The sequence below is a fragment of the Amycolatopsis dendrobii genome, from assembly GCF_014145675.1.
Lineage (GTDB): Bacteria > Actinomycetota > Actinomycetes > Mycobacteriales > Pseudonocardiaceae > Amycolatopsis > Amycolatopsis dendrobii.
This window is the reverse complement of record NZ_JACGZW010000018.1, coordinates 24023-47663: the sequence shown is the minus strand read 5'-3', so window position 1 is coordinate 47663 and position 23641 is coordinate 24023. Positions and strand designations below refer to the sequence as shown.

The following is a 23641-nucleotide window of genomic DNA, read 5'->3' as shown; positions in this document are numbered from 1 at the left end:
TCAGAGGTAGGACGTGAGTTCGCCCGCACGGCGCACGTCGGCGCTGCAGCAGTGGAATCCGCCGCCGAAGGTGCGGCCGTGGCGGTACGGCACCGGGATCGCGGTGAAGCCCGCGGACTCCAGCAGTTTCGCGAGCCCCTTCTGCGCCTGCGGCACGATGACCGTGTCCTGGTCGACGGACAGGATGTTCATGCCGATCCAGGTGGAGGCGCGCGGCCATCCGAAGCCGAAACCGTCGTCCTGCGGATCGTCGAACCACAGGGTCTTCCAGCCGCGGAACGGCTCCGGAACGCGGTCCTCGTCCAGCCGCCCGGCGTTCGCCAGCAGCACGCCGGGCTTGAGCACGTGCAGGGTCGTGCCGACGTGGTCGGAGCTGATCGCGATCTCGTGCACGCGGTAGTCCGGTCCCAGCGCCCGGGCCAGCCAGGCCGCGCCGAGGCGGTTGCCGGTGTTGCTCACGTTGAAGAACAGGTCGCTGCCGCACCGGATGATGTTGGCCGCGTCGAACAGCGGCTCGAGCTCGCCGAGCACCGGGGTGCCCGACTCGTCGTACTGGTAGGTCTCGTCGAGCAGCTGCGGCCTTGGCGCCGCGAGCCAGCCCGCACCGGTTTCGAAGTACTCGCGCAGCAGCTTGCGGTAGGGGAAGGTCTCGGCGTACCGGGCGCGCATGGCCATCGGCGCCTCGATCACAGTCTCGCCGACGACCAGCAGGCAGTCCCGCGGCATCAAGGCGTGGTTGGCGGTGCTCTTCCACTCCAGGACGCCGATCGGCCTGCTGTGGTCGGCCCGTTCCGGCCGGCGCACCCGCACTCCGAGGTCTTCCAGGGTGCTGACCAGCGCCTGCAAGTCCTCTTCGGTTTCCTCGACGACCCTGGCCAGGGTGGCGGGGGAGACCGCTTCGGATTCGGCGCCGAGCGGCGGTTCGAAGAAGTGCTTCAGGGAGTTGTCGACCGGCGGGAAGCTGAATCCCTCGGCGCTGCCGACGACGATCTCCTCGAGCTTGTCGAAGTCGTTGAACGAACGGACTGCGCTCATTGCGAGTTCCTCTCTTGGGTGGCGCGGCTGAGGGCCAGCCCGAAGGGCTGATCGACCGACATCAGTTCGACGTAGTTCACGTTCACGTGCGCCGGCGTCTCGCACGCCCAGAGGACGGTGTCCGCGACGTCGTCGGGAGTCAGCGGGCTGATGCCCTCGTACAGGGCGTCCGCTTTGGCCTGGTCGCCGCCGAAGCGCACGAGGGCGAATTCCGAGCGCACCATCCCCGGCGCCACGCAGGTCACCCGGATGCCCGAACCCTGGACGTCCGCCCGGAGGTTCGCCGACAGGTGGTGGACGAAGGCCTTGGAAGCCGCGTAGACGTTGCCGCCGTAGAACGCGTACTCGGCGGCCAGCGACCCGATGTTGACGATGTGTCCCGCCCCGGCTTCGCGCATGCCGGGCAGCGCGGCGCGCGTGCAGGCGAGCAGGCCCGCGATGTTCGTGTCGAGCATCGTCTGCCAGGCGTCGGGATCCCCGTCGTCGAGCGGCCCGAGGCCGAGGGACAGCCCGGCGTTGTTGACCAGCACGTCGATCCCGTCCAAAGCGGCGAAGGCCTGTTCGACCGCGGGCCGGTCCCGCACGTCGACGGCCAGCGCGCGCACCCGGTCGGAGCCGAAATCGGTTGCCAGGTCGGCGAAACGGCCGGCCCGGCGGGCGAGCAGCGCCACCCGGCGGCCCTTTTTCAGGAACCGTTCGGCGACGGCGCGGCCGATGCCCGCCGAGGCTCCCGTGATCACGATCCAGCCGTCGGTCATCGCGCGTCCTTTCGTTCGGGGCCGCCGGTGCGCGGCCGGAAGGGGCAGGTCCAGTCCGCCGGGACCGCGCGGCCGGAGTACTGCCCGGCTTCGGACCGCTCGCCGAAGTCCGAGAGATTGGGGTTGATCGATCCCTGGAGCGCCATTTCCCGCGTCCGCACCTCGTTCCGGATGCGTCCGTAGATCCCGCGCTCGCGCAGCCGCTCGAACTGCACGTGCGAGTTGAAGACGAGGGCGGGATGGCTGAACTGGCGGGTGATGCGCGAGGAATTCGCGTGCAGCCCGACCACGAAGAAGGCCTGTCCGGCGATGCTGAAGGCGAAGCGGTCGGACGCCGGGTCCGGATCGGCGAAGTCCGACCAGGCGAAGCGGTCGGCGTCCCGGTCGTGCAACCCCTGCAGCTGCTCCCACACGAGCGTTTCGAATCCGGTCTCGTCGAGGCCGAACGGCCCGTCGAAGGTGGCGATGAACGTCGCGAGCAATTCGTGGATTTCGTCGCGGTGCAAGGAGAAATCGGTGACTGCCGCGGACAGTTCGCCGGTGGTCTCGGGCGTGCCCATCGGCCCGAAATGGCGGTGCACCACGCTTTCGCGCAGCCACGCCGTTTTCGCTGCCACGCAAGAGAACGTGTCGCCAAGGAGCTTCACTCCGAGCGCGGCGCCGATCTCCTCGGGCTCTCTTCCCCCGGTTGTCATGGTGTTGTCACTCCCCGGTCCGTCTGATGCGGTCGCGCCTGGCACTGGCCGACGGATGTCCAGTGCTCGCGCTGATTCCGGCTTCGGAAGCCGATGTTCGGAGCCGCCCGCGGTCAGCCGCCGTACACGAGATCGGCGACCGGAAACTTCGCGAGCGCGGCGCGGTCGACCTTTCCCGGGCGGTTGAGCGGCAATTCGTCCAGCCACACGAAAAAGCGAGGGACCATGTGGCCCGGCAGCCGTTCGCGCAGCTGCCGCACCAGGTCCTCGTCGGCGGACGGCGTGCCGGCGAGGAAGGCGACGACGGCCGTCCCGCCCGGAGCGTCCTCGCGCACCAGCATCACGGCGTCGGCGACGCCGGGGCACTGGAGCAGGGCGTGCTCCACCTCGCCGGTCTCCACCCGGAAACCGTTGATCTTCACCTGGTCGTCGATCCGGCCGTGGAAGACGAGGTCCCCGTCCGGCTGCAGGACGACCCGGTCTCCGGTCGCGTACATCCGCTCGCCGGGGGCGGGGGAGTACGGGTCGGGCAGGAACGCCCGCGCCGTCCGGGCGGGCAGGCCGAGGTATCCCCGGGCGAGTGCCGGGCCGGCGAGGAACAACTGCCCGATCTCGCCGGCCGGGACCTGGCGCAGTTCCTCGTCGAGCACGTAGGTGCGCACGTTCCGGATCGCCTTGCCGATCGGGGCCCGTTGCGGCGTCGAGGAAAGGCACCGGTACCAGGTGACGGCGACCGAGGCTTCGGTCGGGCCGTAACAGTTCTGGACGACCATCGAGCCGGCGGCGTCCGCGAGGCCGCGGCCGTCCAGCTGCGAACTCCCGGCCGCGACGAGCCGCACCCCGGCTTTGGCCAGGCGCGGCAGGAGGGATTCGCCGTACGGTCCGACCATCGCCGCCGGGATGTCCAGCACCGTGGCGCCGAGCGTGCGGGCCTCGTGCACGATCCGGGTCGCCGGCAGTTCGCCCTGCTGCGGGACGGCGACGGCGGCTCCGCAGCACAGGGCCATCAGGCAGTCCTGCATCGTGATGTCGACGGTCGCCGGGGACGTCCACAGGACGGCGTCGTCCGGGCGGATCAGGTCCAGGTCGTCGCGGCTGGCCAGGATCAGGTTGACGATGCCCTCGTGCGGGACGCCGACCACTTTCGGGCGGCCGGTCGAGCCGGACGTCGTGATCGCGTACGCCAGGTCCTGCGCCGCCGGCACGGGCAGGCCGTCTCCCGTTCCGGGTTCGTCCCGGAGCGTGGGGTCGTCGAGGAGCTGGACGCCCGGCAGCCGGTCGTCGGGGGAGAGGGCGAGGGTCAGCTCGCAGCCGACGTCCTGGAGGATCTCCCGGTTGCGGGCGGGCGGGTCGTCGGGGTCGAGCGGAAGGCATGCCGCGCCGGACCGCATCGTCGCCACGATGCCGATCAAGGCGGCGGCGCCGCGCGGGATCGGCATCCCGACGATCTTGTCCGGGCCCGCGCCGAGGCGGCTGAGCCGATGCGCCAGCCGGGCCGTTTCGCGGCCGAACTCGGCGTAGGTCCACGAGCGTTCGGCGGTCCGCACGGCCGTGGCGTCCGGGCGGGTCCGGACCTGGTGCTCGAACAGCTCGCAGACTGTCCGGGGACCGGGCCGGTCCGCTCCGGTCTGACGGGAATCGTCCATGGCTCGCTAACTCCTCGATGCGGTTTCCGCGGCCAGGCGAAGGCTCAGCGGCCGCAGGTCGGTCCAGATTTCGTCGATGTGCGCGAGACAGTCCTCTTCGGACCCGGTCCGGCCTTCGTCCCGCCAGCCGGCCGGAAGATCGCGCCCGGACGGCCAGATCGAGTACTGCTCCTCGTCGTTGACCACGACGCGGAACTCGCGCTGCGTGTCGTCGAACATGCGGTGCCTGCTCTCCTTGTCCGTCAGTCCTGGGGTCCGTCAGTCCTTGCCGAGCACCCATGCGACGGCTTCGGGAAGCGCTGCTTCCCAAGCGGCATAGGTGTGGCCTCCGTCGCCGTATTCGTCGCGGACGGCGTGGCCCTGTCCGCTCAGCTCCGCGGCGACCTTCTTGGTCGCCTCCAGCAGGCTGAGCCCGTCGTCGAGTTCGATGTCCGCTTCCTCCTGGCCCGCGGCGAGGAAGAGCCGGGCCGGACGGGGCGCGCCGGCGTCCGGAGCGAGTTCGTAGTCGGTGAAGGGGCCGGAAATGCCGACGGCGCCGTCGAAACGGTCCGGGCGGCGCAAGGCGGCGCGGACGGCGGCGATGGCGCCGAGGCTCGCGCCGAGCGCGGTGACCCGTTCGCCCTGCCACCGGTCGCCGAGCCAATCGCGAAGGTGCGGCACCAGCTCGTCGGCGAGCACGTCGACGTACGCGTCGTCGAGCAGTTCCGCCCGGCGGGCCGACCAGTCGGCGGGGCTCAGGAAAATCGCCGCGGTCGGCGGGACGCGCCCGGCGAGGGCGAGCCGGTCGAGAATCGCCGGGAACCGCATGACGTCCACGAATTCCGAACCGTCGAGCACCACCAGGGCCCGGGCGACCGGCTCGTCCGGCTCTGCGGCGGACACGAACAGATCCACCCGGCGGCTCCCGCCGAGGGCCTGGCTGTGCCAGCTCTGCCGCTCCAGGCGGTGTTCCCGGGACGCGGCACCGAGATCCGGCGAGCTCTCGCCCGACAACGCCTGCGCGTACGACGCGGGCGTCCGATGGTCGAGCATGAGCCGGAGCGAGACCTCGCGTCCGAGGAGCTGCCGGATCGCCGCGGTCGCCCGGGGCACCAGCAAGGAATGGCCGCCGTGCTCGAAGAAGTCGCCCGCCGCGGGGATCGGGCGGCCGAGCACTGCCGACCAAGCCTCCGCGACCCGGGCCTCGAGGCCGGTCTCCGGGGGCGGTGCTTCGGCGGTGCCGGACGGTCCCAGCGGGATCGCGGCGAGCGCGGCCCGGTCGGCTTTGTTGTTGGCGGTCAACGGGATTCGCGGAACTTCGACGATGTGGTCGGGAACCAGGTAGGCGGGCAAGGACTCGCGAAGCTCCCGGCGCACCGCGTCCAGGCCGACCTCGCCGGAGGTCACGACGTAAGCCGCCAGGCACGGTCCGGTCTCCAGTTCCGCGCGCAGCACGATCGCGGAGGAGACACCGGGGCTGCGCAGCAGCGCGTGCTCGATTTCGCTCGTCTCGATCCGGAAGCCGCGGATCTTCACCTGGCGGTCGGTCCGCCCGAGGAAGTCGATCTCCCCGTCGGCCAGGTACCGGCCCGCGTCCCCGGTGCGGTACATGCGCGATCCCGGCGGCCCGTGCGGATCGGGGACGAACTTGTCCGCGGTCAGCCCGGGACGTCCGAGGTAGCCGCGGGCGAGGCCGTCGCCTGCCAGGCAGATCTCGCCCGGCATCCCGACCGGGCAGTGGGCGAGGTTCCGGTCGAGGACGTAGACGCGGGTGTGCGGGACGGCGTGGCCGATGGGGACCCGGCCGGCCCCGGGGCGGCCCTCGAACACGGTGGCCAGTACGGTGCTTTCGGTCGGCCCGTACGAGGCGGTCACCCGGCAGCCGGGCAGCAGGTCAAGCGCCGCGGCGAAGCTCTTCGGATTGACGACGTCCCCGCCGACGACGAGCTGGCGCAGCCCGGCCAGCGCCTGGATTCCGCGCTCTACCAGGAGATCGAGCTGCGGGGAGACCAGTTTCAGGGTCGTGACGCCGTGGTCGCGCACGAGCGTTTCGAGGTCCTCCTGCAGCGTTCCGGTGTCCGCCACCACGACGCATCCGCCGTTCGCCAGCGCGGTCCACTCGAGCACGGCGACGTCGAAGGTCAGCGGCCCGGCCTGGAGGAACGTCGTGCCGGGACCGGTCTCGAGGTAGCGCGGGGCTCCCGCGACCAGCCTGCTCAGCCCTCGGTGGGGGATCGCGACCGACTTGGGGGCGCCGGTGGAACCCGACGTGGAAATCAGGTACGCCAGGTTGCCCGGCCGCGCGGACAGGGGGAGATCCCCGGTCTCGGCGCCGGTCAGATCGGGGGCGCCGCGGCCGAATTCGAGTACCGGCCCGATGTTCGCCGGAAGTGTGGTGCGCAACGACGGGCTGACCACCGTGAGGACCGCGCTGGAGTCGCTCAACAGGAAGCGCAGCCGGTCGGCGGGGAAACCGGGGTCCAGCGGCAGATAAGCGCCGCCGCATTTGGCGATGGCGAGCAGAACCACGTAGCGCTCGACGCTGTGCTCTAGGCACACGCCGACGATCCGCTCCGGTCCGACGCCGAGGGTGCTCAGGTGCCGGGCCAGCTGGTTCGCTCGTTCGTTCAGCTCCCGGTAGGACAGCGTTCCGTCGGCTCCGGCGACTGCGGGGGCCTCGCCCCGGGAAGCAGCCTGTGCCTGGAAAAGCTCGACGACGGTGGCTTCCGGGGCGGGGCTCGGGTCGTTGCGCGCGTGCAGGAGTTCGAGCTCCCGCGCCGAAACCAGGGCGAATTCGCGCAGCGGGCGTTCGGGTTCGGCCACTGCCTGCTCGACCAGCCGGACGTACCTGGCGGTCATCGCCTCGATCGGAGCCCGGTCGAACAGGTCCTGGCGGTAGAGGAAGGTGACCTCGATGCCGCCGTCGGCGGGCAGCGTGGTGACGGAGAGGTCGAACCGCGCGGTGGTCGGTATTTCGGGACGCCACAGGGAAAGCGCGCCGTCCGACTCCATCAGGTCCACCCGGTCGCCCGCGTGGTTCAGCACCGCGTCGAACACCGGATTGCGCTGCGACCGCGCCCCGTCGCCCGCCGCGCCCGCGATCTGCTCGAAGGGCGCGTCCTGGTGTGCGTCCGCGGCCATCCACGCGTCGCGGGCGCGGACGATGAGGTCGCGGAAGGTCAGGTCCGGTCCGTCCAGCCGGATCCGGACCGGAACCGTGTTGATGAAGAACCCGACGAGATCTTGCAGGTCGGGATGCGGGCGGTCGGAGACGATCGCGCCGAGGACGACGTCGTCCGAACCGGTGTAGGCGCTCATCGTCGCCGCCAGCGCGGCCAGCACCACGATGAACGGGGTGGCGCGGGCTCGCCAGGCCAGGTCCGTCAGCGCGGAGGCGGTCTCCTCGGACAGGCGGGCGACGACGGTGTCGCCCGCCCCGTCCGCGGCGGCCGGACGCGGCCGGTCCAGCGGAAGCTCCGGCCGTTCGTGGCCGGCCAAGGCGTCCCGCCACCAGCCGAGCAGCTGCGCGAGCCGCTCTTCGGTGCGGAATTTCCGTTGCCACGCGGCGTAATCGCCGTACTGGACCGGGAGTTCCGGCAACTGCGCGGGCCGGTTTTCCACGGCCGCCGCGTACAACTCGGCGAGGTCGCGCGAGAGCACGTCCATCGACGCGCGGTCGGTGACGATGTGGTGCATGACCACGCACAGCCGCGGGCCGTCGTCGAATTCGGCGGCGATCACCCGGAACAGCGGCGGCCGCGCGAGGTCGAACGGCCGGGCGGCGGCGGTGTCGAGAGCCGCGCGCCAGTCCCGGCCCGCCCAGTCGACCGGGACGGCGACCTCGTCGAGGACCTCCAGGGCGACCGTCCCGTCCGGACGCGGGGCGAACCTCGTCCGCAGCAGTTCGTGCCTGCGGACGAGCCCGGCCAGCGCCGCGCCGAGCGCCGCGGGGTCCAGGCCCCGGGGGAACTTCCAGCCCTCCAGGATGTGGTACTGCCCGTTCGCGGGATCCAGCTGGTGGACCCACCAGAGCCGCTCCTGTCCCGCGGCGGGCGGGCGGCCGCCCGCCGCGGGCTCGCGGACCAGCGGGAACGGATTCGCCGGCCGCCGCTCTCGTCGAGGCATGATGACGCTGGGCTCCTCTCGAGGGTGCGATGAGTGCGCCGCGAACCGGTGCGGGCAGCGGCGGTGCGAAGCGGCGGTCAGGTCCGCGCGGGCGTCTCTTCCCCGTGGACCCCCTGCCGGACCGACTCGACCGCGGCGACGATGCCGTTCACCGAAGCGAAGGTCTCGGCGTTGAGCCGGTCGGCGGGCAGTTCGACGTCCAGCGCGTCCTCGATCTCCAGCATCAGGCCCATGCAGGTGAGCGAGGTCATGCCCAGGTTCCAGAGGTCTTCGTCGGGGCGCAGTTCGCGTTGGCCGAGGTTGAGGTGCTTCGCGGTGAGCGTCGCGACGAGATCCCGGGCGGACTCCTGCGGCGCGCTCATCGCGCCGCTCCGGCCGCGCCGGCGACCGAGGCCAATGCGGAAGCGTTGCCGCGCAGGCGGTTCAGGTAGCGGGCGATCCGCCGTCCGCCGACGAGGCTGCCCTCGGCGTACCAGAGCACGTCGGGGCCGAACGCGTAGTCGGTGCCGAAGTGCTCGAAGGCCTCCCGGCCCCGGGTGCGGTAGTAGGCCGCCAGCTGCGTGGTCGTCATCTGCGGCGCGGCCTCCGCGCCGGTCTCGAACCAGGCGGCGAGGCTGTGCACCACGTACTCCTCGATGGACTCCTCGACCGTCCTGACCTGGATCGGGCGGCGCACCGGGTTGAACATCGAGTCGATGAGCCCCGGCTGGCCCTGCAGCTCGTTCGCGACGTGGCTCGCCAGCAGCGGCGCGCAGTGGAAACCGTCGCGGTAGGTGCCGGTCATCAGGTAGAGGCCGTCCAGCGGCAGCCAGCCGATCATCGGGAAGCCGTCGAAGGTCACCGGGCGGTTCCCGCTGAGCCAGCTCACGACCTCGTGCCGCGCGATCTGCTCGTCCAGCTGCTGCATCGCGTACTGGGCGAGGTAGCGCGCGTCGCCGACCCAGGTGACGCTGGAAATGTCGTCGACGAGGCGGTTGGTCGCGCCGAGGTACTCGCGGCCGTTCCCGGCGGGCACCACGTGCAGGCCGCACGCGAAGCCGCGGTTCGGGGTCCGCACCACGCTGCGGAACGGCTCGCCGCCGGTGCGCTTGGCGAGCATCGCGAAGCCGAGGCCCGCGATCATGGGGATGAGTTCGAGGTCCTCGGCCGCGGTGCGCACCAGGTTCTCGCTGCTCGCCCCGGTCGCGACGACCACGGTCCCGGCCTCGATGACGTGGCCGTCGGCGAGCTCGACCCCGGTCACCGCTTCGCCGTCCTTGATCAGCCGGCGCACGATCGCGTCGACGCGGGTCGCGCCGATCTCGTCGAGCCGTGCCTCGAGCGCGGCGAGCACGCCGCGGGCGTCCACGGCTCCCTCGCCCGGCACGTGAATGGAGCGCAGCGACCGGGCGTCGGTCCTCGGCTTGAAGCCCGGGATCTCCTTCGGGTCGATCTCCGACCACGGCTTGCCGTACTCGTCGAGCGCCTTGATCATCGCCTCGAAGTTGATCGTGTCCAGCTCCGCGCCGATGGCGTTGAGGACCACGTGCGATTCGGCGGCGGTCTGCAGCGGGGAGCCGGTCTTGGAGTACGGCTCGAGCCTGCTGAGCACGTCCGGCCAGCGCTCGTGCGCTCGCAGGCCGATTTCGAACCTCGTCCGCGAGGCGTGGGTCTTCAGCGAGTCCGCGGTCACCTCGCCGAAGCAGCCGAGCATGGCGCCGGCGGCCTTGCTCGCCCCGGCGTCGCGGTCGTCCGGGCCGACCACGACGATCGAGCCCGCCTTGCGCTCGATCAGCTCCTCGGCGAGGAACAGTCCGAGCGCGCCGTTGCCGACGATGACGACGTCGGCCTGCTTCGGCTTTTCCGGGTTGGCAGAGTTCGGGCGTTGCATCGTTCCTCCGTGTGTTCCAGTGGGATTCAGCTGGCGCCAGGAGCGGTTCGGCCCCCATGCCTGGAGCGGTCGCGGGCCGGCGTCACTGCCCGGCGACCGCCGATGGATCCGGGGTCTGGCGGACCTCGCGCAGTGCCGCCGCGATGCCCGCGACGGTCGGGGTTTCGAAGAGCACCGCGATCGGCAGTTCGGGCGAGTGCTTGCGCAGGATGTTCAGCAGCCGCAACGCTTGCAGCGAATTGCCGCCGAGTTCGAAGAAGTCGTCGCCCGCCGCGGCCCCGGGCACGCCGAGGATCTCGGCGAAGGTGCCCGCGACGAGTTCCTCCTCCGGGTCGCGCGGAACCTCCCCGGCGGGCCGGGCGGTCTGCTCGGGCAAGGCCAGCGCGGCCTTGTCCACCTTGCCGGTCGGCCCGAGCGGAAGCCGGTCCTGCGCGACGACGTGCGCGGGGATCATGTACTCGGGCAGCACTTCGGCCAGGCGCGCCCGGACTTGCCGGCCGTCGACCGAACCGGGCGTCAGGAAGGCCGCGAGCGCGAGATCGTCCCCGTCGCCCACCGTGGTCAGCACGGCTCGCTCGACCTCGGGGAGCGCTTCGACCGCCCGCTCGATTTCGCCGAGTTCGATGCGGAACCCGCGTACCTTGACCTGGTCGTCGGCCCGGCCGACGAACTCCAGCGCGCCGTCGCCGCGGCGGCGGACCACGTCGCCCGTCCGGTACATGCGGCCGCCGTCGAACGGGTTGCCGACGAAGCGCTCCCGGGTCAGCTCCGGCCGGTTGAGGTAACCGATCGCGAGTCCCGGCCCGGCGATGTGGAGTTCGCCCGCCTCGCCGTCGGCCACCGGGCGTCCCCGCGGGTCGAGGATGTAGAGCCGGGAGTTGGTCCGAGGGAAGCCGATCGGGACCGAGGCGGCCGGGTCGTCCGGCAGGCAGTCCCAATAGGTCGTGTCGATCGAGTACTCGGTGGGGCCGTATTGGTTGTGCAGCCCGGCTTTCACGGTCGCGAAGAACCTGCGGGCCAGTGCCGGGGAAAGCACCTCGCCCCCGGAGAACACCTCGCGCAGCGACGGGCAGCCGCCCAGTCCGGGCTCCTCGTCCAGCAGCGCCTGGAGCAGCGCCGGGACGACCGCGAGGCAGGTGACCTTCTCCGCACGGACGAGATCGGTCAGGTACCGGGGGTCCTGCCCGTACAGCGGGTCGGCGACGACGAGCCGCCCGCCCGTGGTCAGCGGGATGAAGATCTCCCACAACGAGACGTCGAAGCTCAGCGCGTGGTGCAGGATCACGGCGTCCTCGGGCCCGGAAGGGTAGGCGGTGCGCTCCCACAGGACCCGGTCGACGATGCCGCGGTGCGGGATCTCGACGCCCTTCGGCTTGCCGGTCGATCCGGAGGTGTAGATGACGTAGGCCGTCTGCTCCGGCGAGATCTCCGTCGCCTCTTCCCGCGCGCCGGGGGAGCCGAGGACGTCGTCGAACTCCGCCATCGCGGTGCCGGGCACCGACGGCAGGCCGGCCCCGGCGTGCAGGACGACCAGGGGAAGGCAGTCCTCGATCATGAAGCGCAGCCGGCTCTCCGGGAACTCCGGATCGAGCGGCACGTAGCCCGCGCCCGTCTTGAGGATGCCGAGGATGGCGGCGACGGCGGCGGCGGAACGCTCGATCGCCATCCCGATCAGCCTGCCGCGGCCGGCCCCGCGCTCGCGCAGCCCCGCCGCGATCCGGGCCGCCTGCCCGTCCAGTTCGGCGTAGGTCCAGGTCGCGTCGGGCGCGGTCACGGCGATCGCCTCGGGCGTCGCCGCGGCCTGCTGCTCGACCAGGTGGTGCAGGCCGATGGGGGGACCGCCCGGGCGGCCGGTGCTGGTCATCGGGAACCTTCCCTTCGGGTTGAGCCCGCCCGTCGCAGCCGGGCGGCTGTTCCGTGGCGGACGGAGAATGCGCAGGCTTTGCGGTAGAAGCGCTGGGCGTGCTGATCGGACCGGAGCCCGAACGCCCCGTGCAGGTGCAAGGCGGCGGCGGTCGCCTCGACCGCCAGTTCCGCGCTCGCCGCGAGCAGCCGGGAGGCTTCCCGCACCGGATCGGTTTCCGCCTGGCCGGACTCGATCCGGGCGGAGAGGTGCTCGCCGAGCGCGTGCACGGCGGTCAGCCGGGCGGTGAGCGCGGCCAGCTGGAAGGCGACCGTCTGGTTGCTCCCGATCGGACGGTCGAATTGCACCCGGTCCTGCACTCGCCGGACGGCTGCGTCGACAGCGCCCTGTGCGAGGCCGCAGAGATAACCGGCGGTCCGGCTGCGAAGCCGCGCCAACGTCAGCGTGCAGGCTGGGCAGTCAGCCTCCTCGCAGACGACAAGCCCGGTCGCGGTGCCATTGTCGACGGCGTACAGCTCTTCGTCGTCCAGCAGCGAGCGCAGGGGGCGGCGAGTGACATCGTCCTTGTTGTAAAGAACCAACTGCGGACCCACTGCAAGCAGCCACTCGGCCGGGCCCACGGCGACGGTCTGGCCGGGCGCCCCGGGGATCAGCACCGCGACGGGAGACTCTGGCCGTGCCCGCATCGCTTCGTCGATGTCATGGCTCGCAAGGGATTCAGCGGCGACAGCGTGCTCGATGGGCGCGTACGGGGCGCCGGCGATTCCGCTCTCGTAGGCGGACGAGTAGCTGGACACCACTTGCCGGGTCTCAACGTCGGTCTCGGCGCTCATGACGCCACCTCGAGACCGAGGCTGGACGCGATGATCCCCAGCATGATTTCCGAGCCACCGGCGGAAAGAGTGAGCCCGGGAGCCTCGCGGAGCATCGCCACCGAGGCGTCGTCCGCCGGACCGCCGGCATCCAATGCCAGCTGCGCCACCTTGACGCACAATTCGCTGTTGAACCACTTGGCCATCGCCGCCTCCTCGGCGTTCAGGTCGCCTTGCTGCTGGCGCTCGACCATCCGCCACGCCAGCACGCGCCCGGCGGCGGCTTGGGTCCGCAGACTCGCCAGGCGATCGGAGAGAACGGGGTCGTCGAGGGCTTCGACCTGCCTGGCCGCGATCTCCAGCCAGCTGGTGGCCTTGGCGATGTAGTCGACGCCGGTCCGCTCGATCGCGAGAGCGGCGGCCAGCACGAACCAGCCGCCGTCGACCGGTCCCAGCACGTCGGAGGCGGGGACGTGCACCCCGTCCAGCAGCACCTCGTAGAACGGGTCGGGGTAAAGCGATTCGACCAGGCTCACCGTGACGCCGGGATCGTCGAGGGCGACGAGGAACAGGGTGATGCCCGCCTCGGCCCGGCCTCGCTCGGAAGTCCTCGCGGCCACGACGGCATAGCCCGCGCGGCGAACCTGTACCGCGTACCACTTGGCCCCGTACAGCCGCCAGCCGTCCTCGACCCGCTCGGCCCGGGTCCGCAGCGACGCGAGATCCGATCCCGCCTCGGCCTCGGTGTAGAGAACCACCATCGTGGCGAGGCCCGCGGCGAGCGAAGGCAGGAAGCGAGCCTTCTGCTCGGCGTCGGCCACGAAGAGCACCAGCGCGCCGGCGTTCGTGATCGTGTTGATGAAGGGCATGTCCGGGATTCCGTGCGCGGACAGCTCTTCTTGCACGATCGCGGCGTGGGCCGAGGTCGCGTCCCGCCCGCCGTAGCGCCGCGGCCAGGCCGGGGCGAGCATCCGGTGCTCGCCGAGCAGCCGGTAGGTCTCGGCGGGGAAGCGGTCCTCGGCGGGCGTGCCGGCGAGGGCGGCCAGTTCGGCCCCGACCTCCGGCCGGGCCAGCAGGCCGCGCAGCTCTTCCCGGAAGCGGTCCAGTTCGGGGTTCGGCGTCGGGTTCATCGGAGGTTCTTCCCCGCGGCGATCAGCGTCGGCTTCGCGAATCGGGTCAAGGCGCCCACGTGCGGTGTCCTCATCAGCTCGTAGTGGTCGGCGGGCAACCGGCGCAGGCGCAGGCGTCCCGTCGTGTGGTCCTGCCAGCGCGGCGCGTCCTCGTTGTCCTTGCGGGCGACGACGACCAGGTCGTTGGCGATCCGCTCCGGCGGCCGGTAGGCGACCTGCGCCCGGCAGTGCGTGCGGAACACCTCGAACCTGCTCGCGCGTTCCTCTGCGGTGCTGCCGCCGGCTCCGGTCGTCTTGGCCAGCTCGGTCTCGAATTCGGCGGCGAGCGCGGCGTCGTCGACCGCCCCGACCCCCGGGAGCGGGGTGTCGATCAGCAGCAACGGACCGGTCGCGCGCCCTTCGGCCGCAAGCCTTCTCGCCATTTCGAAGGCGACCAGCCCGCCGAACGACCAACCGCCCAGCAGCACCGGGCCCGGCGGCACTTCCGCCAGGTAGCGGGCGGCCATGGTCTCGACGTCCTCGTCCAGCACGCCCCCGTCCAGCGCCGCCGGCAGGAAGGCCGCCGTCGCCAGCTCGGGCGACAGATCCCCGGCCAGCCCGCGATAGCAGGCCACCGACCCGCCCGCCGGATGGACCAGGTGCAGCACCGGAGTCCCCGCCGCCGCCCTCGTCAAGCCGACCCGGCAGCGGTCGCGGGGCGGGCTCTCCGCCGGTGCGCTGTCCACTTCGGACATCAGAAACCCCTTATGAGTGCAGGAAAAGGACCGGCGGCGGCGTCGGGAGCCGCGCCGAAGGAGCCGAGCATCGGGCCCGGGCCCGGGCAGGCCGGACCCGCCGGACGCCAGGAAGACGACCGGGCGGGACCGCGGACGCGGTGCGCGTCCCGGCGGGAGCGGAAGTTCAGGCGGTGGCGTTCGCCGGCGTTTCGCCGGACGGGGCGTTCGTCGTGATGTCGTTCCCCCTCTTCTCACCGGCGGGCCGGGCCCGCCTCCCGGATCAGCCGGCCAGCCGGTCGGCCGCGCCGAGGTGGTCGTCGAGGCCGAGGAGTTCCCAGCGGAGCAAGGCCGCCGGGACGTTGCCCTCGAGCCAAAGGCGTTCGTGGAACGAGCGCAGATCGAAGCGGTCGGACCGGTGCGCGCACGCGGCGAGCAGGCTCAGGATCTGCGCCTTGCCCGCCAGGTAGCTGAGGCCCTGGCCCGGAGTGCCCGCGAAGAAGGCAGCCTCCTGCCAGGCGGTGGGCCGGTCCATCGGCACAATGTCGGCGAGCTGGTCCGCGGCCTCGTCGATGGTGAGCGTGCCTTCGGCGAGCCGGATGTCCACCTCGACCCGCAGCGCGCGCAGCCGCATCGAGTTCGCGATGAACACGGCGCTGTCGGGCATGTCGTCGAGGAGGCCCGCTTGCAGCAGCAATTCCTCGTTGTAGAACGCGATGCCCTCGTTCGGGATGGAGTCATGGAAATGGCGGCGCACCGGATTGGGATGCCGCCACGACAGCGCCGACTGGAAGGCGTGGACGGCCTCGTGGGTGAGGCCGATGCGCGGATCGCGGGACTTGGCTTGGGCGAAGTAGGACATGCCGTCGCGGGGCGGGTTCATGTAGCAGACCGCGTCCTGGGCGGGACGTTCCAGCGAGCCGATGTCGTGCGTGACGCCGAGCCAGCTCAACGGAGCGAGGTAGGACGGCATGGCGGCGAAGGTGTAGCGGCGCAGGTCGTCCGGCAGCCTGAGCAGGTCGCGGTCGGCGTAGAAAGCGCGCACGGCGGACTCGTCGGCCCGCAGCTGCTCGACGATCTCGTCGAGGGTCCGCGGCGGGAGGCGTTCGCCGTGCGGCACGCGTTTCCGGAGGATCGCCTCGGCCGCGACAGCGCGGTTGAACTCCTCGCGAGCCAGGTCGCGAAGCTGGCCGGCGGAGTAGGGCAGCAGGGCGACGTTGTGCAGGAAGTACCGCATTCCCTCCGGCCCGACCACGGCGTCGCCGTCGAACGACTGCGAGCCGAGCCAGTCCCGGTACGCGTCGAGAGCGCGGGCGGCCTCCCCTGCCGCGGCGGGCAATTCGGCCGTCTCCGGCAAGGAATCGCCTGCCGCGGCGAGGAAAGCGGCCAGTTCGGCCATGGCGAGTTCGACGTCCGCGGCGGCCGTGGCCAGCCCGCGCAGCGTCTGCTCGGCGAACGGGGCGGCGGCGTGCCCCGGCAGGTTTTCCCGCCCCTGGCCGAGGACGACGGGAACGTGCCGGAGGTTCCGCACGAGGTCGGCGACCCGCTGCCGGTCGAACGGCGGCGGCATCAGCAGCAGGTTGAAGATCTGCAGCAGCGCCTGTTCGACGTAGAACCCGGGGTTGCGCTGCCAGCCGCGCAGCAGGTCCAGTTCCCAGTGGACGCGGGCCAGCGCGGAGCCCAGCAGCCGCCCGTCGACCTGGACGGAAACCGGTTCGCCCGACACGTCGACGGCCTGGTGCCGTTCGGTGTAGTCGGCCAGTGCCAGGCGGCGTTTGGCGACCGCGCTCGCCGACCAGTCGGCGAGCCAGCCCGCCGGCCGGTCCACGCGCGGGACGTCGTCGCCGGAGTCGGGCTGGGTCTGGGTGCGCCACCCCCGGAATTCCGCGGCCAGTTCCGCGAGCGCGTGGGCTGCCTCGGTCATCCGATGCCTCCTTTCCGGGCGGGGGCGGACGGTTTTCGTGCCGGGCCGACGGCGCCGGTCACCGGAGATCAGTTCCCGGAACGGGTTCGAAGCCCACCTTGATCGCGTCGGCCGCGTCCTTCGCGGCGGCTGCGGCGGACGGTCCGTCCGGAGCGACTGCGATCGTGTAGCCGAGGCGGTCGTAGCCCGCGGCCTCTTCCGGAAGGACCGCGCCGGGCTCGACGAACTTGTCCGCTTCCGTCACGTAGGGCATCGACCGGGCGTCCTCGACCCCGTCGAGGGAAAGAATCCGGCCGCCGGGGCTCGCCACGAACACGATGGCCGCGCCGCGCTCCGGGGCGGGCGGTTCGCCGGGGTCGGCTCCGAGGTGGATGTCGAGCAGCGCCGCGTGCATGTCGTACCCCGTCGCCATCTTGACCAGCCGGGTGATCTGGTCGCCCGCGAGCCGGCAGTTCACCTCGACCAGCCGCGGCCCGTCGTCGGTGATCATCAGTTCCACGTGCGCCGCGCCGAAGTCGTAGCCGATCGCCTCGAGCGCCTGCACCGCGACCTCGCGGCAGGCGGCCTCCGCCTGCGGGTCGAGAGACGCCGGGACGGTGTGCCCGATCTCGTAGAAGACGGGCGGGTCGAGCAGCACCTTGTCGGTCATCGCGACGACCCGGGCCCGCGAGTCGGCGACGATCACCTCGACGCTGATCTCCCGCCCGTGCATGTACTCCTCGACCAGGACCGACGGGAGCTTGGGCTGCCCGACCTCGTTGTGCGTCCAGGCGAGCAGTGCCTTGGCGTGGTCGGCGACCTCCTGCGCGTTCGCGCACAGCTTGACGCCGTAGCTGCCCGAATCGTCCAAAGGCTTGACCACGCAAGGGAATCCGACGTCGGCCGCGGCCGCCTCCTCCGGCGTGGCGGCCAGCACGAACCGGGGGATCGGCACCCCGGCGGCCGCGCTCAGCTGGCGTCCGCGCGACTTGTCCCGGCACGCCCGGACCGCCTCGGGATCCTGTCCCCGCACCTTCAGCAGCCGCCCCGTCCGCGCGGTGGCGAACATGTGGAACTCGCTCGCCGAGAGCAGCGCGTCCGGCCGGTGCTCGAGCCCGGACAGGGTCGCCGCCACCGCCTCCGGGTCGTCGGTGTCGCAGTTGACGACCTGGTCGAAGACGTCCATGGGGATCTGCTGCTGGCCGGGCTGCCGGTAGAAGTCGAGGTCTTTGGCGACGAGGGTGACCTGGTAGCCGCGCTCCTTGGCGACGCGCATCACCTCGTAGCCGCTGCCCGTCCGGTTGGTCTCGAGGAAGGCGACGTGGACGCTGGTCATCGGGGGTCCTCTCGTTCGGTGGCCTGGCGAGCGTGGCGGGGATACGGCGGAATCGGGGTCAACGTCTGGTCCGGAAGAGCCGAGCCGGGCCCGCCGCCGACCGGATGGCGCCTGCGAGACGCTGCTCCCAGGTGGAGCTCGCGTCGGACGCGGGAACGGTGATCCGGCAGGCCCGGACCAGTCCGTCCCGGTCGGCCGGGTCCAGCACGACGACCCCGATCCGCCGGTGCGTCCACATCAGGCTCAGGTATCCGGCCAGCAAGTCCGGTTCGGGCACCAGCAGTACGTCGACATCGGCGAGATCGGCTCCTTCGCACACGATCGTCATGTCCGGCCACTCTCCTGCAAGTCGCTCGACAATGTCGCGGTCAAGGGTCGCCATGCCGGCGACAAGGACTCGAATCGGGCTCATCGGCGTGCACCGCCTCAGCTATGGCCAGTCTGGTGGTGTTCCGGACCGACGGCATGAATCCCCGGGGTCAACATTGGGCCCAGACGGGATCTGGATCCCCGCCTGGGCCCCGGACCGGGGAGCGAACAGGTCATGGTGTTGCGTGGGTCCGCGGCGGCCGGGAGGAAACCGGACCGCGCGGATTCGGCGCTGGGGAACCGGATCCCGGCTCGCGGCAGGACGGAGCCCGGGCATCCGGATCGCGGAGTGCGCCCGCCCGTGCGGAAACCGGCGGGGCTCGGGGAGCGTTCACCCGAGCCCCGCCGGCGGATGCGCGAGCGTCCGCGGCGCGGATGTGCGCGCGCCGCAACGGATCCGGGATCGGCGGAGTGCAGCGGAAAGGACTTTCTCGTTCCTGCTGGCACATTCCCAGTGGCAGAGACGGTGCGGACCGGCCTGGCGCGCGATCGTCGGCGGCGCCAGCCCGGTACGCGGTCGCTCTAGCGGGGCGAGCGACTCAAGGCGGACCGGCGGGGGAGGGCAGATCCGCGCGGCAGCACCAGCCCGCGGCCGATGTTCGGGACCCAATCCCGTTGCAGGACATCATGATCGGCCGTACCTCCCGGCCGCTGCCGCCTGCGAACCGTCTCGTGCCGCGGAATGCGCCGACCGGAGAGATCGCCCGCTTCGGGCTGTCGGCGGCGAAAAGTCCGACTCTGTCCATTGTGGACTTATTCGCCCGCGCACGGCTCGCCGGGGCGCCAGCGCTGCCGCGCGTGCCTGTCCTGGGGTGCCTTGTGCGACGTGTGCGAACACCACGGCCTCCGCCTCAACCGGTCTCGGTCACAGCGATTCTGCTGACACCCGCTCCGGCGGGCATGAACCCTCCCGATCTGAAATGGATCTCTTCGAGGATCCGGATCCCGTCTCGGCCAGCCGGTGCTTGCGGACCATGGCCGCCGCTTCGGCCCGTCCCCGGACGCCGAGCTTCTCCAGGATCTTGTGCACGTGGTTCTTCACCGTGGTGAGCTGGACGTGCAGCATGCCCGCGATCTGCTTGTTGGACAGGCCGGATTCCAGCAGCACCGCGATCTCCTGCTCGCGCGCGGTGAGCTGCGGCAGGGAAACGGCCCGGCGTTCCCTGGCCAGCGCCGCCAGCCGCTCCACGAGCCCGGCGGCGACGTTCCCCTTGCACGCGAACTCGCCGCGGGTCGCCGAGCGCAGGGTGTCCAGCAGATCGGTGAAGGAGTTCTCCGTGGTGACGTAGCCCGCTATTCCCGCTTCGGCGAACGACACCACGTCGGCCGTCCGCTCCGGGATCCCCATCACCACACAGGGAACGTCGCTGAGCCCGGCCAGCCGGTGCAGCGTCTCCAGCCCTCGGCTGCCCGCCATGTCGCCGGTCATGTCGAGCAGCAGGACGTCGACCCTGGACTGTCCTGGCAGCGTCACCGCGGTGTCCGCCTCGGACGTCGCGGCGACCAGTTCGAACCCGTCCTCGACGTCGAGCAGGTGAGCCAGCCCCTGGCGGTAGATCCGTACCTGGGACACCACAACGACTCTGATCGCCTGTTCCGTGCCCGGACCCGCCGTGCCGCTCATCCGCCCCTCCCGTGTCCGACGTAGCCGTTGTACCGCAAACGTTTTCGAACATGAACCCCACTTCGCGCCGCCCCGGTTCCCGGTGCGGGCCCGGCCGTGCGATGCTCCGGGATATCGCGGGGCGTGCCGAGCGCTGCCCGTGCGGGCGCGCCTCTGTGCGCGACGCGGCCGTCCTGGCCCGCGCCGACTTGGTCGCCATGGTGCGAATCAACTGTCGAGGGGCTGCCGGTTCCGCTCCGCCGCGCCGGGCATCGACACGGTGGAGCCGAAAACGGCGACGACGGTCAGCACTCCGCACAGCCACCAGACCCCGGCGGGCCACACGGCCCACAAGGCGACGCCCAGCGCCGGGCCGGCCGCGTAGCCGACCTGGGTCGCGAACTCGGACAGCGCGATGTAGCGCCCGCGCAGCCGCGGCGGCGCGATCCGGCCCGGGTACGCCGTGATGGTAGGGGTTCCGACCATCTCGCCCGCGGTCCACACGAGCGTCGCGATCACGAGCACCGCCGCCGACGGACCGGCCAGGTAGAGCATCATCCCGGCGCCCACCAGGATGTTGCCGACCGCGACGGTCGCCCGGTCGGTCATCCGCTGGACGAACCTCGTGATCGGCAGTTCCAGGCAGGTGATCACGAACGCGTTGATCGAGAGCAGCGCGGCGTAGAAACCGGGGGAGTGCCCGGACGCCGTCACGTGCAGCGCCAGCGTCGAAATGCTCTGGATGTACACCATCCCGCCGAGGATCATCGCGATGTTGAACACGATGAAGCGGGTGTCGGACAGCACGGCCAGATAGGACGGCGGCCGCCCGGGCCGGTCCGGCGATTGCTCCGCGGCCGCTTCGGGGTCTCCGGACGGCGCCGCGTGCGCGACGTCCGAGTGTTTCGGCAGGCTGAACGCGAGCAGCCCGAACGCCACGAGAGCGATCGCGTTGCAGTAGAACATCGCTTCGTAGGAATAGGTGATCAGCAGCGCGCCGAGCAGCGGACCGGCCACGGTGCCCACGTTGTAGGCGAGCCGGTAGGCGGCGAACACCATGATGTGCCGCTCAGGCGGGGTCAGGTCGATCAGCAAAGCCGACGCGGCCGGGCGGTAGGCCTGCGAGGTGAGGCCGACGGCCCCGACGACGCCGACCACCGCCGCGATGTTCGTCAGGTGCGGCAGCGCGACCGTGAGCACGCCGGCGACGAGCATGGAGCCGACGATCGTGTGGCGGTAGCCGAGCCGGTCGCTCACCGAGCCGCCGATGATGACGCCGACCACGGTGCCGACGCCGAACGCTCCCAGCGCGAATCCGGTGCTCGCCGTCGAGAACCCGCGGTCGGTCAGGTACAGCACCAGGTAGACCTGGAGGAAGCTGCCCAGCCGGTTGATCAGGGTGCCGATCAGGAGCAGCCAGACGGGCCTCGACATTCCCCGGAGCGTCTGAATGACGGAAGGGTGCTCCTCAACGGCCATCGTGGCTCGCGACCTCGCAGGTCACCGGGATCGGTGATCGCCGAATGCGAACCGGCGCCGTTGTCGCCATGGCACGGAGCGCACTTCGCGGGCTCGCGGAATCATTCGGGTCAAGTGATTGATGCTGACGCATGGTCCCCCAATGGTTGCCTTGCAAGATATTGCCATGCAAGCTGACTACGGGTCAATGCTCGGGATTTTCCGCAACGCAAGAGGCTTTCGGGACCTGATTTCGCTGATTGATGTTGCTGGCGCTCATGGTTTCGTGGTTTTCCGAAGCAGGCGGCGGGTGCGGGCGCAGCGGCGGGCCGCCCGTGCGGCAAGGGGCGAATCGGTCCTTGCTCCGGCGCGGGCGCGCCCTTTCCGATCCGAGTGTGCGGGCGGATTCAGTGCGGTGCAACGATTTGTGTCCGGACAGGAAGATCTCGTGCCCGGAATCATCGGCCGGAATCGCCAGGCGCGCCGTCTCGGGCGGAGAGAAGATCAAGCGTCGCGGGAACTGCCCGGCGCTCGCCCCATTCCGCTGCGCCGCCGCACATCCGGTCCTCGAATGGCGCCGACGCGGCGGAAGGGCGCGAGGGGAGCAGGCCGCTGCGCCGAACGGCCCCGAATACGCGTTGCCGCTCGTGCATTCGCCGATCGCGAAGTCTTTCCGCGCCGGCCAGTACGCCAGGCGGAATACGCTGCGCGCCGAATGGCCCCACGCACTGCGCCGCGTGCCGATGACCTTGTCCGACGCGTCGCGTTCATTTCCTGTTCGGCGGCCGTTGGCCCGGACCGCCCGGGGGCTGTTTGCCGGGCTTCCGCCTTGTGCTAACTTAGCCCCGCGCCCCGTATGGGCCTACGCATGGAGGTAGCGGCTAACCAGCCAGCACGGAGATCGGGTTTTCCGTCTCTCGCAGTTCCGCGGATCCGTCGACCGGATCGCTGCGCCATGCCTTGTGCCTGCGGGATCTTTTTCGTGCCCGTTTTCCGTGCTCGACTCCTCCTTTCCGGAAAAACCGAAAGGAATTGTGTGAGCAACGATTTTCACTCCCGCCTGATCGCCGAGTTCCGGGCGAACCGCGGCGCGCTCGGCGGCAGGTTCGAAGGCTGGCCGCTGGCGGTGCTGACGACGACCGGCGCGCGGACCGGCCTGCGCCGCGAGGTGCTCCTCGGCTACCTGGAGATCGACGGAAACGGGGTGGTCGTCGCCTCGGCGAACGGGGCGGACCGCCATCCCGCCTGGTACCGCAACATCCGGCGGAACCCGATGGTGACCGTCGAGGTCGGCGGCGACACCTACCAGGCGATGGCCGCCATTCCGCAGGGGCCAGCGTACGAGAAGCTTTTCGCCAAGGCGGTCGCGGAAGCTCCGGGTTACGGCGATTACCAGGCGAAGACGACCCGGGCGATTCCGGTGGTCGTGCTGCATCGCATCGACTCGCGCGTGAAAGGCATGGGCGACTGGCTTGTCGAAGTGCACCGATGGTTTCGCGCCGAGTTGCGGGCGCTGCGGGAACAGGCGGACGCATTGGCCGAGGGCCGCACGGCCGCGATCGTGCGGCCGGAACCGGATTTGGCTCAGGAGATGCGGACCCGCTGCCTCGGCTTCTGCACCGCGCTGCGCAGGCATCACGTCGGCGAGGACTCGGCGGTGTTCCCGTCGCTGGCCGAGCAGTTCCCCGCGCTCGCGCCGGTGATCGCGCGACTCGCCGGGCAGCACCAGGTGGCGGCCGGGCTGCAGGACTCGATCCGCGAACTGGTCGACGGCTTCGTCCCGGGGGAATCCGACCCTGCGCGGCTGCGCGCCGAGCTGGAGCGGCTTGCCGGGGAGCTGGAGGCGCACTTCGAGTTCGAAGAGGAAGCGGTGGTGACTGCGCTTAATGCGACGGCCCCCGCACCGCCGACCGCCTGAACCGGAACATCGACGGCGGTGTGCCGGACTGGCGGCGCATCCTGATCTCGAAGGGCAAGCCCGTGCTCGGCGCGGTACCGGGGGCCGGCGGTTGCGTGCTGAGCTGGGGGCGCACTTCGATTCTGAGGGCAAGTCGCGTTCAACGTGACGGCCTGCTGAAGCGGGGCATCGGCGCCGTTCCGGGAATCGGCGGCTGCGCGGCGAGCTGGCGCCGCGTTCCGATGCCGAGGGCAAGCCGCGCGGCACGCGCCCGGCGCCATCGGGGTGTCCAGTGTGGACTTGATCGCGGCGAGAACACGGCGTCAGTCCGGAAAAAACGCGCGACCGGGGCCCGGGCCCGGCGGCGGAGGGCGCCCACGAATGGTTCAGACCACCCGAACGGTCGCAAACCGGGAGGTCCTGCGCATTCCGGCGCGGAGTGCGCTGC

At 71.2% G+C, this 23641-nt stretch carries 18 protein-coding genes; 1 reads left to right on the top strand and 17 read right to left on the bottom strand.

Features of this window, described 5'->3' with window-relative positions:
* The 17 genes from H4281_RS39235 to H4281_RS39155 all read right to left on the bottom strand — a co-directional run bounded on the left by H4281_RS39235 (position 1) and on the right by H4281_RS39155 (position 21272).
* The gene (locus tag H4281_RS39235; RefSeq protein ID WP_182895912.1) at positions 1-1035 is read right to left on the bottom strand and encodes an inosamine-phosphate amidinotransferase 1; all 1035 of its coding nucleotides are present in this window, start codon (positions 1033-1035) and stop codon (positions 1-3) included.
* Complete coding sequence (locus H4281_RS39230) at positions 1032-1793, bottom strand: SDR family NAD(P)-dependent oxidoreductase (protein ID WP_182895911.1); 762 nt, start codon at positions 1791-1793, stop codon at positions 1032-1034. Before H4281_RS39230 ends, H4281_RS39235 begins: the two co-directional genes overlap by 4 nt.
* Positions 1790-2488, bottom strand: a complete 699-nt coding sequence (gntA, locus tag H4281_RS39225) for a guanitoxin biosynthesis heme-dependent pre-guanitoxin N-hydroxylase GntA (RefSeq protein ID WP_182895910.1) — start codon at positions 2486-2488, stop codon at positions 1790-1792. Before gntA ends, H4281_RS39230 begins: the two co-directional genes overlap by 4 nt.
* 113 nt (positions 2489-2601) lie before the next feature.
* Positions 2602-4134, bottom strand: coding sequence for an amino acid adenylation domain-containing protein (locus tag H4281_RS39220; protein ID WP_182895909.1), 1533 nt, complete (start codon positions 4132-4134; stop codon positions 2602-2604).
* A 6-nt stretch (positions 4135-4140) separates the two neighbouring features.
* On the bottom strand, positions 4141-4353 hold the full coding sequence (locus H4281_RS39215) for an MbtH family protein (protein WP_182895908.1): 213 nt from the start codon (positions 4351-4353) through the stop codon (positions 4141-4143).
* Positions 4354-4392: 39 nt separating this feature from the next.
* Entirely contained in the window at positions 4393-8238 is a 3846-nt protein-coding gene (locus H4281_RS39210) for a non-ribosomal peptide synthetase (protein ID WP_182895907.1), read from the bottom strand.
* Positions 8239-8315: 77 nt separating this feature from the next.
* Positions 8316-8600 carry a phosphopantetheine-binding protein gene (locus tag H4281_RS39205; protein WP_182895906.1) on the bottom strand — a complete coding sequence of 95 codons (285 nt, stop codon included), beginning with the start codon at positions 8598-8600 and terminating at the stop codon, positions 8316-8318.
* On the bottom strand, positions 8597-10108 hold the full coding sequence (locus H4281_RS39200) for an NAD(P)/FAD-dependent oxidoreductase (RefSeq protein WP_182895905.1): 1512 nt from the start codon (positions 10106-10108) through the stop codon (positions 8597-8599). The genes H4281_RS39205 and H4281_RS39200 overlap by 4 nt, the downstream gene beginning before the upstream one ends.
* Before the next feature lie 82 nt (positions 10109-10190).
* Positions 10191-11972, bottom strand: coding sequence for a non-ribosomal peptide synthetase (locus tag H4281_RS39195; protein WP_182895904.1), 1782 nt, complete (start codon positions 11970-11972; stop codon positions 10191-10193).
* Entirely contained in the window at positions 11969-12805 is an 837-nt protein-coding gene (locus H4281_RS39190; protein WP_182895903.1) for an acyl-CoA dehydrogenase family protein, read from the bottom strand. Before H4281_RS39190 ends, H4281_RS39195 begins: the two co-directional genes overlap by 4 nt.
* Positions 12802-13914, bottom strand: coding sequence for an acyl-CoA dehydrogenase family protein (locus H4281_RS39185; RefSeq protein ID WP_182895902.1), 1113 nt, complete (start codon positions 13912-13914; stop codon positions 12802-12804). The genes H4281_RS39190 and H4281_RS39185 overlap by 4 nt, the downstream gene beginning before the upstream one ends.
* Positions 13911-14648 (bottom strand): thioesterase domain-containing protein, encoded by a 738-nt coding sequence (locus H4281_RS39180; RefSeq protein WP_182895901.1) that lies wholly within the window; start codon positions 14646-14648, stop codon positions 13911-13913. The genes H4281_RS39185 and H4281_RS39180 overlap by 4 nt, the downstream gene beginning before the upstream one ends.
* 262 nt (positions 14649-14910) lie before the next feature.
* The gene (locus tag H4281_RS39175) at positions 14911-16551 is read right to left on the bottom strand and encodes a DUF885 family protein (protein ID WP_182895900.1); all 1641 of its coding nucleotides are present in this window, start codon (positions 16549-16551) and stop codon (positions 14911-14913) included.
* A gap of 58 nt (positions 16552-16609) precedes the next feature.
* Entirely contained in the window at positions 16610-17866 is a 1257-nt protein-coding gene (locus H4281_RS39170) for an ATP-grasp domain-containing protein (RefSeq protein ID WP_182895899.1), read from the bottom strand.
* A gap of 58 nt (positions 17867-17924) precedes the next feature.
* Positions 17925-18194, bottom strand: coding sequence for a hypothetical protein (locus tag H4281_RS39165; RefSeq protein ID WP_182895898.1), 270 nt, complete (start codon positions 18192-18194; stop codon positions 17925-17927).
* 906 nt (positions 18195-19100) lie between these two features.
* Positions 19101-19859, bottom strand: coding sequence for a LuxR C-terminal-related transcriptional regulator (locus H4281_RS39160; RefSeq protein ID WP_182895897.1), 759 nt, complete (start codon positions 19857-19859; stop codon positions 19101-19103).
* A gap of 207 nt (positions 19860-20066) precedes the next feature.
* The gene (locus H4281_RS39155; protein WP_182895896.1) at positions 20067-21272 is read right to left on the bottom strand and encodes an MFS transporter; all 1206 of its coding nucleotides are present in this window, start codon (positions 21270-21272) and stop codon (positions 20067-20069) included.
* A 1060-nt stretch (positions 21273-22332) separates the two neighbouring features.
* On the opposite strand from H4281_RS39155, the gene H4281_RS39150 reads away from it, so the two are divergent.
* Entirely contained in the window at positions 22333-23214 is an 882-nt protein-coding gene (locus H4281_RS39150) for a nitroreductase/quinone reductase family protein (protein ID WP_312872262.1), read from the top strand.
* Positions 23215-23641: the final 427 nt, after the last annotated feature.

Coding starts and splice junctions, on each gene's coding strand:
- H4281_RS39235 (WP_182895912.1), bottom strand. CDS start 1,035: ATGAGCGCAGTCCGTTCGTTCAACGACTTCGACAAGCTCGAGGAGATC.
- H4281_RS39230 (WP_182895911.1), bottom strand. CDS start 1,793: ATGACCGACGGCTGGATCGTGATCACGGGAGCCTCGGCGGGCATCGGC.
- gntA (WP_182895910.1), bottom strand. CDS start 2,488: ATGACAACCGGGGGAAGAGAGCCCGAGGAGATCGGCGCCGCGCTCGGA.
- H4281_RS39220 (WP_182895909.1), bottom strand. CDS start 4,134: ATGGACGATTCCCGTCAGACCGGAGCGGACCGGCCCGGTCCCCGGACA.
- H4281_RS39215 (WP_182895908.1), bottom strand. CDS start 4,353: ATGTTCGACGACACGCAGCGCGAGTTCCGCGTCGTGGTCAACGACGAG.
- H4281_RS39210 (WP_182895907.1), bottom strand. CDS start 8,238: ATGCCTCGACGAGAGCGGCGGCCGGCGAATCCGTTCCCGCTGGTCCGC.
- H4281_RS39205 (WP_182895906.1), bottom strand. CDS start 8,600: ATGAGCGCGCCGCAGGAGTCCGCCCGGGATCTCGTCGCGACGCTCACC.
- H4281_RS39200 (WP_182895905.1), bottom strand. CDS start 10,108: ATGCAACGCCCGAACTCTGCCAACCCGGAAAAGCCGAAGCAGGCCGAC.
- H4281_RS39195 (WP_182895904.1), bottom strand. CDS start 11,972: ATGACCAGCACCGGCCGCCCGGGCGGTCCCCCCATCGGCCTGCACCAC.
- H4281_RS39190 (WP_182895903.1), bottom strand. CDS start 12,805: ATGAGCGCCGAGACCGACGTTGAGACCCGGCAAGTGGTGTCCAGCTAC.
- H4281_RS39185 (WP_182895902.1), bottom strand. CDS start 13,914: ATGAACCCGACGCCGAACCCCGAACTGGACCGCTTCCGGGAAGAGCTG.
- H4281_RS39180 (WP_182895901.1), bottom strand. CDS start 14,648: ATGTCCGAAGTGGACAGCGCACCGGCGGAGAGCCCGCCCCGCGACCGC.
- H4281_RS39175 (WP_182895900.1), bottom strand. CDS start 16,551: ATGACCGAGGCAGCCCACGCGCTCGCGGAACTGGCCGCGGAATTCCGG.
- H4281_RS39170 (WP_182895899.1), bottom strand. CDS start 17,866: ATGACCAGCGTCCACGTCGCCTTCCTCGAGACCAACCGGACGGGCAGC.
- H4281_RS39165 (WP_182895898.1), bottom strand. CDS start 18,194: ATGACGATCGTGTGCGAAGGAGCCGATCTCGCCGATGTCGACGTACTG.
- H4281_RS39160 (WP_182895897.1), bottom strand. CDS start 19,859: ATGAGCGGCACGGCGGGTCCGGGCACGGAACAGGCGATCAGAGTCGTT.
- H4281_RS39155 (WP_182895896.1), bottom strand. CDS start 21,272: ATGTCGAGGCCCGTCTGGCTGCTCCTGATCGGCACCCTGATCAACCGG.